The following is an 11,888-nucleotide window of genomic DNA, read 5'->3' on the forward strand; positions in this document are numbered from 1 at the left end:
ACCAACACCACAGCAGTTTATGACCCTGCCACCAATACCTATAAATACAATGTGAATGACAACATTGCATTAACCAATGCAGGTAGCTTAACAGTAGGAAATACTAAAGTTGATAACAGTGGGGTAAACATTACGGGTGGCCCAAGTGTAACCACAGCAGGGATTAATGCGGGTAATCAGAAAATTACCAATGTTAAAGCAGGCACTAATGCGACTGATGCAGTCAATTTTAGCCAGTTAAATGCAACTAACCAGAATGTAACCACTGCACAAAATACAGCAAATACCGCATTGACCAATGCAGCAGCAGCGCAAGCGACGGCAGATAAAGGCCTGAACTTTAGTGTGAATGGTGGTACAACTGACAACGTGAAGTTAGGTGAAACCGTTAACTTTGCAGATGGTATCAACACCACAGCAGAGTATGACCCAGCAACCAATACCTATAAATATAATGTAAATGACAACATTGCATTAACCAATGCGGGTAGCTTAACGGTCGGGAATACCAAGGTTGATAACAGTGGCCTAATCATTACAGGCGGTCCAAGTGTAACAACTGCAGGTATTAATGCAGGCAACCAGAAGATTACTAACGTTGCGGCAGGAACGAATGCAACTGATGCTGTTAATGTAAGCCAGTTGGATGCTATTACTACAGCAGCGAATACTAGAACAGATGCTTTAGGTACCAGTACCGCGAGTAATTTAGGTGGTGGCGCAGTTTATAATCCAGTTACAGGTGCAGTCAGTTCCCCAATTTATACTGTAAATGGCAACAACGTAAATAACGTAGGTGCTGCAATCACTGCATTGGACAAAGGCTGGACATTACAAAGCAATGGTGCCAATGCAGGTGCAGTGAAAGCTGGTGATACCGTGGATGTTGGTACGGTTGCAGGTGAAAGCAATCTGAAAGTAACCAAGACTGGAAACAAGATCCAGTATGGTTTAAACCGTGATCTGAATATTGACAGCGTAACGGCAGGCGACAGCAAGTTAGACACCAATGGTCTTACCATTGCAGGCGGTCCAAGTGTAACAACTGCAGGTATCGATGCTGCTAACCAGAAGATTACTAACGTTGCAGCAGGAACCATTTCATCTACATCAACAGATGCAGTGAATGGTAGTCAGTTAAATGAGACCAACCAGAATGTAACCACTGCCCAGAACACCGCAAACACAGCGGTGACGAATGCTGCTGCAGCTCAAGCGACGGCAGACAAAGGTCTGAACTTTAGTGTGAATGGTGGTACGACTGACAACGTAAAGTTAGGTGAAATTGTTAACTTTGCAGATGGTACCAACACCACAGCAACCTATGATCCGACAACCAATACCTATAAATACAGTGTGAATGACAACATTGCATTAACCAATGCGGGTAGTTTAACAGTTGGGAATAGCAAGGTTGATAACAATGGCCTAACCATTACAGGCGGTCCAAGTGTAACAACTGCTGGCATTAATGCAGGCAACCAGAAGATTACTAACGTTGCAGCAGGGACTATTTCATCTACATCAACAGATGCAGTGAATGGTAGTCAGTTAGATGCGACCAACCAGAATGTAACGACTGCCCAAAATACTGCAAACACAGCGGTGACCAATGCAGCAGCAGCGCAAGCTACGGCAGACAAAGGCCTGAACTTTAGTGTGAATGGTGCTACAGCTAAGAACGTGAAGTTGGGTGAAACGGTTAACTTTGCAGATGGCACCAATACGACAGCAGTGTATGATCCTGCAACCAATACTTATAAATACAGCGTGAATGACAACATTGGTTTAACCAATGCGGGTAGCTTAACCGTTGGCAATACCAAGGTTGATAACAGCGGATTAACCATTACTGGTGGTCCAAGTGTAACAACTGCGGGTATCAATGCTGCTAACCAAAAGATTACTAATGTCGCGGCGGGAACGAATGCAACTGATGCTGTTAATGTAAGCCAATTGGGTGCAGCAACTACAGCAGCGAATACCAAGACAGATGCTTTAGGTATCAGTACTGCGAGTAACTTGGGTGGTGGTGCAGTTTATAATCCGGTGACAGGTGCAGTCAGTTCACCAATTTATACTGTAAATGGCAACAACGTAAATAACGTAGGTGCTGCAATCAGTGCATTGGACAAAGGCTGGACACTACAAAGCAATGGTAGCAATGCAGGTGCAGTGAAAGCTGGTGATACCGTGGACATTGGTACGGTTGCAGGTGAAACCAACCTGAAAGTCACCAAGACTGGAAACAATATCCAGTATGGTTTAAACCGTGATCTTAAGATTGACAGTGTAACGGCAGGTGACAGCAAGTTAGACACCAACGGTTTAACCATTACTGGTGGCCCAAGTGTGACCAAGTCTGGTATTGATGCAGCTAACCAGAAGATTACTAACGTTGCAGCAGGGACTATTTCTGCGAGTTCTACAGATGCAGTAAATGGTAGCCAGTTAAATGCAACCAACCAGAATGTAACCACTGCCCAGAACACTGCAAACACAGCAGTGACGAATGCAGCTGCGGCACAAGCGACGGCAGATAAAGGCCTGAACTTTAGTGTCAATGGTGGTGCGGCTAAGAACGTAAAGTTGGGTCAAACGGTTAACTTTGCAGATGGTACCAACACCACTGCAACGTATGACCCAGCAACCAATACTTATAAATACAGTGTCAATGACAACATTGGTTTAACCAATGCAGGTAGCTTAACCGTTGGCAATACCAAGGTTGATAACAGCGGATTAACGATTACTGGTGGCCCAAGTGTAACGACTGCAGGTATTGATGCGGGCAACCAGAAGATTACCAATGTTGCAGCAGGAACCAATCCGACTGATGCTGTTAATGTAAGCCAATTGGGTGCAGTAACTATAGCAGCAAACACCAAGACAGCTGCTTTAGGTACCAGTACTGCGAGTAACTTGGGTGGTGGCGCAGTTTATAATCCAGTTACAGGCGCAGTCAGTTCACCAATTTATACTGTAAATGGCAACAACGTAAATAACGTGGCTGCTGCAATCAGCGAACTGGATAAAGGCTGGACACTACAAAGCAATGGTAGCAATGCGGGTGCAGTGAAAGCTGGTGATACCGTGGACATTGGTACGGCTACAGGTGAAACCAACCTGAAAGTAACCAAAACTGGAAACAATATCCAGTATGGTTTAAACCGTGATCTGAATATTGACAGTGTAACGGCAGGCGACAGCAAGCTAGACACCAACGGTTTAACCATTACTGGTGGCCCAAGTGTGACCAAGTCTGGCATTAATGCGGCTAACCAGAAAGTGACTAACGTTGCAGCAGGTACTATTTCTGCTACATCAACAGATGCAGTGAATGGTAGCCAGTTAAATGCAACCAACCAGAATGTAACGACTGCCCAGAACACTGCAAACACAGCAGTGACCAATGCAGCAGCAGCACAAGCAACAGCAGATAAAGGCCTGAACTTTAGTGTCAATGGTGGTGCGGTTAAGAATGTGAAGTTGGGTCAAACGGTTAACTTTGCAGATGGTGCCAACACCACTGCAACGTATGATCCGACAACCAATACTTATAAATACAGTGTCAATGACAATATTGCGTTAACCAATGTGGGTAGCTTAACGGTTGGTAATACTAAAGTTGATAACAGTGGTTTAACGGCTGGCAATACTAAGGTTGATAACAGTGGATTAACCATTACTGGTGGCCCAAGTGTAACGTCTGCTGGTATTAATGCAGGCAACCAAAAGATTACCAATGTTGCAGCAGGTATCAATGCAACTGATGCTGTTAATGTAAGCCAATTGGGTGCAGTAACTACAGCAGCGAATACCAAGACAGATGCTTTAGGTACTAGTACCGCGAACAACTTAGGTGGAGGCGCAGTTTATAATCCTGTTACAGGCGCAGTCAGTTCACCAATTTATACTGTAAATGGCAACAACGTAAATAACGTGGGTGCTGCAATCAGTGCATTGGATAAAGGCTGGACACTACAAAGCAATGGTGCCAATGCGGGTGCAGTGAAAGCGGGTGATACCGTGGACATTGGTACGGTTGCAGGTGAAACCAACCTGAAAGTCACCAAAACTGGAAACAAGATTCAGTATGGTTTAAACCGTGACCTGAATGTGGATAGCGTAACGGCAGGCGACAGCAAGCTAGACACTAATGGTTTAACCATTGCTGGCGGTCCAAGTGTAACCCAATCTGGTATTGATGCAGCTAACCAGAAGATTACTAACGTAGCAGCAGGGACTATTTCTGCGACCTCTACAGATGCAGTAAATGGTAGTCAGTTACATACTCTCGATAGTCGTGTAACTAAGAATGGTGATTCTACAGCCAATATTTTTGGTGGTGGTGCCAAAGCTAATCCAGATGGTTCGATTTCTAACCCGACTTATACTGTTGCAGGTACAAGCGCAAACAATGTTGGTGATGCTTTAACAGCACTTGATAAAGCAGTCACTGATGCAGGTACAGCAGCAAATGCGGGCTGGACAGTTTCAGCTAATGGTGATGCAGCGACTGCTAAAAAGATTAAACCAAATGGCAAAGTTAACTTTACAGGTGATGATAACTTAACTGTTGCTCAAAGCAGTGAAACTGATAATGAAGGTAATATCAAAGTTGCGTTGAACAAAAATTTGAAAGTTGATAGCGTCACGACTGGTAATACAGTTATCGATACGACTGGAGTAAAAGTTGGTGATAACGTTCAGTTGGGATCAACAGGTCTAATCATTGCTGGTGGTCCTAGTATCACTGCTTCTGGAATCAATGCAGGCAATAAGGTTATTACCAATGTAGCTGCTGGCGTTAACACGACAGATGCAGTGAACAAAGGCCAACTTGATAGTGCAATCACTAACATTAATAACAATGTTGGTGCTTTGGCTAATAGTGCAGTTCAGTATGACAAAAATGCAGATGGTACAGTCAATAAAGACTCTGTCACTTTAGCAGGTGGTGCTAATGGTACAGCACTTAAGAATGTCGCAAATGGTACTGTAGCAGAAAGTTCTAAAGATGCTGTAAATGGAGGCCAGTTGTGGAGTGTTCAACAACAGGTTGACAAAAATACGGGTGATATCTCGAACCTTCAAAATAACATTAACAATGGTAAAACTGGTCTAGTTCAACAAGCGGATAAAGATGCTGCGATTACTGTTGGTAAAGACACGGGTGGTACACAAGTTAATGTTGCTGGAACAGCAGGTGACCGCACGGTGACTGGCGTTAAAGCGGGTGCAGTGACTGCATCTTCAAAAGATGCAGTAAATGGTTCTCAGCTTAATACCACAAACCAAGCACTTGTAAACTACTTAGGTGGTGGAGCTGGTTATAACAATATTACCGAAAGCTTCTCAAACCCGACCTATAACGTGGCTGATAAGTCCTACAACAATGTCGGTGATGCATTAGGTGCATTAAATCAAGCTGATCAAACATTAAATACCAAAATTGACAATGTGAACAACAAGCTTGAGCAAGCGTTCTATGCAACAAATCAGCGTATCGACAACTTGGAAGAAAAAATGTCTGCGGGTATTGCTGCAAATGCTGCACTTGAAAATGCGCCATTTATTGCAGGGAAAGTTACCATGGCTGTTGGTGCTGCTTACTATAATCAGCAAAATGCTGTAGGTGTGACTTTACGTAAAACAGCTGACAACGGCCGCTGGTCACTTACAACAGGTGCAGCGCTTGGTAGTCAGGGTAGTCCATTAGTTCGTGTTGGCGTAAGTACAGTAATTGACTGAGTGCCTAACTAAGGAGAGTTTATCTCTCCTTTAAAGTAATATTGTGAGTATGAAAATGAAACAAAATATTCAAATTTTGGTAATGGGCATCTTGGTAAGTTTAAGTATTACTGGATTTACGGATACTGACGTAGCAATTCAACGGAATGAGGTAAAATTTCCAGCAATTGAAAAGAGTTATCTTAAACAAATAAAACGTTATGAGTATGACGACGTTGCTCGTTTGGATAAAGGATTGGATAAAAATCAAATTCGAGCTTTACTAGGAAATCCACAATTTAGTGAAGGGGTTTTTGCAGTAAAAGTATGGAATTATGTATTAGATATCCGTGTTCCTAACACAAACCAATATCAACGCTGTCAATTACGCATTGATTTTAATGAAAAATATTTAGCTGAACATTTATCTTGGAAGGGTGAGGTGTGCGAAGGTTTGGTCGCTTGGGGTGAGAATAATCAGTCGCCAGAGCATAGCACTGTAATTGCAGATCGTACAGCGAGTGTCTTATTTGCGTTTGATCGATTTGATGCGAGTGCCATTGAAGATAGTAATGGGAGCATTACCAAAATTGCTGAGCAGATTAAAAAAAGTCAAATAACGAATCCTATTGTTGTTTCAGGCTTTACAGATCGGTTAGGTAAATTTAGCTATAACCAACAATTGTCTTCACAACGTGCTAATACGGTAGCCAAATTATTGGTACAACAAGGCATTGAATCAAGCCGGATACAGATACAGGCGAATAGCCAGACTGATCTATACAAGCAGTGTTCAGGGAAAAATAGCTCGCAACTTATCGAATGTTTAGCGCCAAATAGACGCGTTAATATTATTTGGTAAAACGGTCTGTCACGAAAAAAGTAATCATCCCTAAGATGGTTACTTTTTCGTTTTTAAGGATCAAAAAAATAATTTAAGATATAAGTAAAATTTTGATTAATAATAATTTATTTTATGTTGTTTAGCTCTTTACGTATAAATCTTTCAATCGCTGATTTCTAAAAGCTTATTTTAGTATATTAATACATAAAATTGATTAAATAATAATCAAAAAAATTGCAAATTACTGTGTGTTTAAGCTGATTTTTTTAAGTAGCACGATATTTTTATTTTAAATTTATTCTAATGAAAATTAATTTTATATATTAAATATTAATAACTTAAGTTTAATTAGAACTAATTTCTTAATTTTTGTGAAATATATCTAATAAATCGAAATGACGAAAAATCTTTATTCGTAAAAAAATGTAACAAAGCTAGATTGAAAATAGACCGTTAAGAAAAATTAAAAAATTGATAAATCTGTTATTTTTTAATTAATTTTTGAAATTATTGTCTTTATTGAATTCTAATGTGAATTGTTTTGATTTTAATATTTATAAATGTGATTTACTTCTCAAAATAAAAAAGATATTTTTACAAAAAATAAGCAATTTAAATATTTGATTGCAAATCTTTACAAATGTAAGCGGGAAGTTTACGGGTGGAAATATGAATAAGATATACAAAGTGGTTTGGAATGCTTCTATTGGTACATGGACTGTTGTATCAGAATTAGCTAAAAGCAAAACGAGAACAGGTTCTGTTTCATCCTCCACTGAATCGAGTGGTCAACAAAACGAGATAGTTTCTAGAGAAAAAAGATTTAGACCTAAGGCTCTTGTATTATCTATCATTTCCTGTTTAGCCGTATCACATGTGTGGGCTGACTACACAAACTTGTATGGATCAATTATTGATACAAGTCCAACCATTAGTAATGGTATTGCAATAGGGGCAAATACGGGTACCCCAGCGACTGCAAATGATTCTAACGGATTAGCAGTTGGATCAAGAGCAAATGCTAGCGCAGGAGATTCAACCGCATTAGGAAATTATGTAAATGCGACTGGTGTAAATTCAACAGTAGTTGGTGGACAAGCTAGTGCTGCTGGTGCGCAATCAATTGTAATTCAAAATAACAGTGATGCTGATCTTGTTGCAGAAGGCCTGCCAACGGGGTCTTCTTTTAATGCTATTGATAGTGCTTCTAGTTACAGTGTTGCACTGGGTGCGATGAGCCAAGTCGTTGGTTCAACAGCTGCAATGGCAATAGGAAAAAATGCTCAAGTTAACAGTGGTGCAAATAATGCTACTGCCATTGGTAATACAGCGACTGTAGACACAAATGCAGTTGATGGTGTTGCTATAGGTACTAACAGCTTAACCTCTGCAGCAAATAGTGTAGCTCTCGGGCCAAGATCAACTGCGAATGTAACAAATTCAGTTGCTTTAGGTGCAGGATCAACAACTACGGTACAAAGTGGTAACTCATATATAACGAATGTTGCAGCATCTACGACAAATGGTGTTGTTTCAGTGGGTTCAGCCACAAATACTCGACGTATTCAAAACGTAGCCGATGGTGCTGCCGATTCAGATGCGGTTACGGTTGCTCAGTTAAAGGATGTAAATAATCGTGCTGTAGGTAATACAACAGCATTAGGTGGTGGCGCAGCATATAACACTACAACCCATGTTTATACACCACCAAGTTATACAATAACAAAAACAGATGGAACAACTTATACTCCTGTTAATACCGTGTCTGGTGCACTGACTAATTTAAATAATGAAGTTGTAAAACCTATTACTTTTGCTGGTAATACAGGGAGTTCAGCAAATAATTTAGGTACAACACTTAATATTACTGGAGGAGGTTCAACTGCTGGAACCTATTCTGGAAATAACTTAAAAACGGCTGTGACTGGTAATACAGTTAATATTCAGATGGCTGATGCACCTGTATTTTCTGGTACTGTCACAGCAGGTAACTTAACGACTGGTGGCTCATTAAATGTTACTGGTGCAAGTAACCTAAATGGCGGCGCCAACCTTAATAATCAGAAAATTACCAATTTAGCAGCTGGAACTATTTCTGCGAGTTCTACAGATGCAGTGAATGGTAGCCAATTAAATACCACGAACCAGAATGTAACCACTGCTCAGAACACCGCAAACACAGCGGTAACGAATGCAGCAGCAGCTCAAAATACGGCAAATACAGCGGTAACGAATGCAGCAGCAGCTCAAAATACGGCAAACACGGCAGTGACGAATGCAGCTGCTGCCCAGGCGACAGCAGACAAAGGCCTGAACTTTAGTGCGAATGGCGGTACAGCAGACAACGTGAAGTTAGGTGAAACAGTTAACTTTGCCAATGGCACCAACACCACAGCAGTTTATGACCCTGCAACAAATACCTATAAATACAATGTAAATGACAATATTAGCTTAACGAATGCAGGCAGTTTAACGGTTGGGAATAGCAAAGTTGATAACAGTGGATTGACGATTACAGGTGGTCCAAGTGTCACAACTGCAGGTATTAACGCGGGCAACCAGAAGATTACCAATGTGGCTGCTGGAACTATTTCTGCGAGTTCTACAGACGCAGTGAATGGTAGCCAGTTAAATACCACGAACCAGAATGTAACCACTGCTCAGAACACAGCAAACACAGCGGTAACGAATGCGGCAGCAGCGCAAACTACTGCAAACACAGCAGTCACCAATGCAGCTGCTGCTCAGGCGACAGCGGACAAAGGCCTGAACTTTAGTGTGAATGGCGGTACGGCTGACAATGTGAAGTTAGGTGAAACAGTTAACTTTGCCAATGGCACCAACACCACAGCAGTTTATGACCCTGCCACCAACACCTATAAATACAATGTGAATGACAACATTGCATTGACCAATGCGGGTAGCTTAACAGTTGGGAATAGCAAAGTTGATAACAGTGGTTTGACGATTACAGGTGGTCCAAGTGTCACAACTGCAGGTATTAACGCGGGCAACCAGAAGATTACCAATGTGGCGGCTGGAACTATTTCTGCAAGTTCTACAGACGCAGTGAATGGTAGCCAGTTAAATACCACGAACCAGAATGTAACCACTGCTCAAAATACTGCTAATACAGCGGTAACGAATGCGGCAACAGCACAAACTACTGCAAACACAGCAGTCACCAACGCAGCTACTGCCCAGGCGACGGCAGACAAAGGCTTGAACTTTAGTGTGAATGGCGGTACAGCTGACAATGTGAAGTTAGGTGAAACAGTTAACTTTGCCAATGGTACTAACACCACAGCAGTTTATGACCCAGCAACAAATACCTATAAATACAATGTAAATGACAATATTAGCTTAACGAATGCAGGCAGTTTAACGGTTGGGAATAGCAAGGTTGATAACAGTGGATTAACCATTACTGGTGGTCCAAGTGTAACGACTGCTGGTATTAACGCGGCTAACCAGAAGATTACCAATGTTGCAGCAGGAACCATTTCAGCAAGTTCTACAGATGCAGTAAATGGTAGCCAGTTAAATACCACGAACCAGAATGTAACCACTGCTCAGAACACAGCAAACACAGCGGTAACGAATGCGGCGGCAGCACAAAATACTGCTAATACAGCGGTAACGAATGCAGCTGCAGCACAAACTACTGCAAACACAGCAGTCACCAATGCAGCTGCTGCCCAGGCGACAGCAGACAAAGGCCTGAACTTTAGTGTGAATGGCAGTACGGCTGACAATGTGAAGCTGGGTGAAACGGTTAACTTTGCCAATGGCACCAACACCACAGCAGTATATGACCCAGCAACAAATACCTATAAATACAATGTAAATGACAATATTAGCTTAACGAATGCAGGCAGTTTAACGGTTGGGAATAGCAAAGTTGATAACAGTGGATTGACGATTACAGGTGGTCCAAGTGTCACAACTGCTGGTATTAACGCGGGCAACCAGAAGATTACCAATGTGGCGGCTGGAACTATTTCTGCAAGTTCTACAGACGCAGTGAATGGTAGCCAGTTAAATACCACGAACCAGAATGTAACCACTGCTCAAAATACTGCAAATACAGCGGTAACGAATGCGGCAGCAGCTCAAAATACTGCAAACACGGCAGTTACCAATGCAGCAGCTGCACAAGCAACGGCAGACAAAGGTCTGAACTTTAGTGTCAATGGTGGCACGGCTGACAATGTGAAGTTAGGTGAAACAGTTAACTTTGCCAATGGCACCAACACCACAGCAGTATATGACCCGACAACCAATACCTACAAATACAATGTGAATGACAACATTGCATTAACCAATGCGGGTAGCTTAACGGTAGGCAATAGCAAGGTTGATAACAGTGGTTTAACCATTACTGGCGGCCCAAGTGTAACGACAGCAGGTATTGATGCGGGTAACCAGAAGATTACTAACGTTGCAGCTGGAACTATTTCAGCAAGTTCTACAGATGCAGTGAATGGTAGCCAGTTAAATACTACAAATCAGAATGTAACCACTGCTCAGAACACCGCAAATACAGCAGTAACGAATGCGGCAGCAGCTCAAAATACTGCAAACACGGCAGTTACGAATGCCGCAGCTGCACAAGCAACGGCAGACAAAGGCCTGAACTTTAGTGTCAATGGTGGCACGGCTGACAATGTGAAGTTGGGTGAAACGGTTAACTTTGCAGATGGCACTAACACTACAGCAGTGTATGACCCTGCCACCAATACCTATAAATACAATGTGAATGACAACATTGCATTAACCAATGCGGGTAGCTTAACGGTTGGCAATAGTAAGGTAGATAACAATGGATTAACCATTACTGGTGGTCCAAGTGTAACCACAGCCGGTATTAATGCGGCTAACCAGAAGATTACCAATCTTGCCGCAGGAACTAATTCGACTGATGCTGTCAATGTTAGTCAGCTTGATGCATTAAGCACGTCAAGCAACAACAAGACTGATGCCCTGGGCAACAGCACAGCCAACAATCTGGGTGGTGGATCAAGCTATGACAGCACAACAGGTGCTGTAAGTTCACCAACCTATGTCACCACCAAAACTGACGGTACAACAGTTAATGCCAGCAATGTGGGTGACGCTTTAACTAACCTGAACAATGAAGTGGTTAAACCGATTACCTTTGCAGGTAACAGCGGCAGTGTTGACCGTAAGTTGGGTGAAACCCTGAATATCACAGGTGGTCTGACAGCGTCAGGTTCGAACTCGAATGTGAAGACGGTGATCAGTGGCAATACCGTTGACATTCAACTTGCGGATGCGCCTGTATTTGCAG

The 11,888-nt window shown here is 42.2% G+C and carries 3 protein-coding genes; all 3 read left to right on the forward strand.

Annotation, left to right across the window (positions count from 1 at the left end; translation table 11 throughout):
• A partial coding sequence (locus ACLCEG_RS19165) for a YadA-like family protein (RefSeq protein WP_410568814.1) occupies nucleotides 1–5,754 on the forward strand: 5,754 nt, incomplete at its 5' end.
• A 55-nt stretch (nucleotides 5,755–5,809) separates the two neighbouring features.
• A complete protein-coding gene (gene tpgA / locus ACLCEG_RS19170; RefSeq protein ID WP_410568283.1) occupies nucleotides 5,810–6,595 on the forward strand; it encodes a trimeric autotransporter adhesin/peptidogylcan-associated protein TpgA in 786 nt (261 codons plus the stop codon).
• Nucleotides 6,596–7,246: 651 nt separating this feature from the next.
• The coding region (locus ACLCEG_RS19175; RefSeq protein WP_410568816.1) for an ESPR-type extended signal peptide-containing protein at nucleotides 7,247–11,888 on the forward strand (4,642 nt) is incomplete at its 3' end.

This window comes from Acinetobacter sp. H1(2024), assembly GCF_046557555.1.
In the GTDB taxonomy this organism is placed as follows: Bacteria; Pseudomonadota; Gammaproteobacteria; order Pseudomonadales; family Moraxellaceae; genus Acinetobacter; species Acinetobacter seifertii.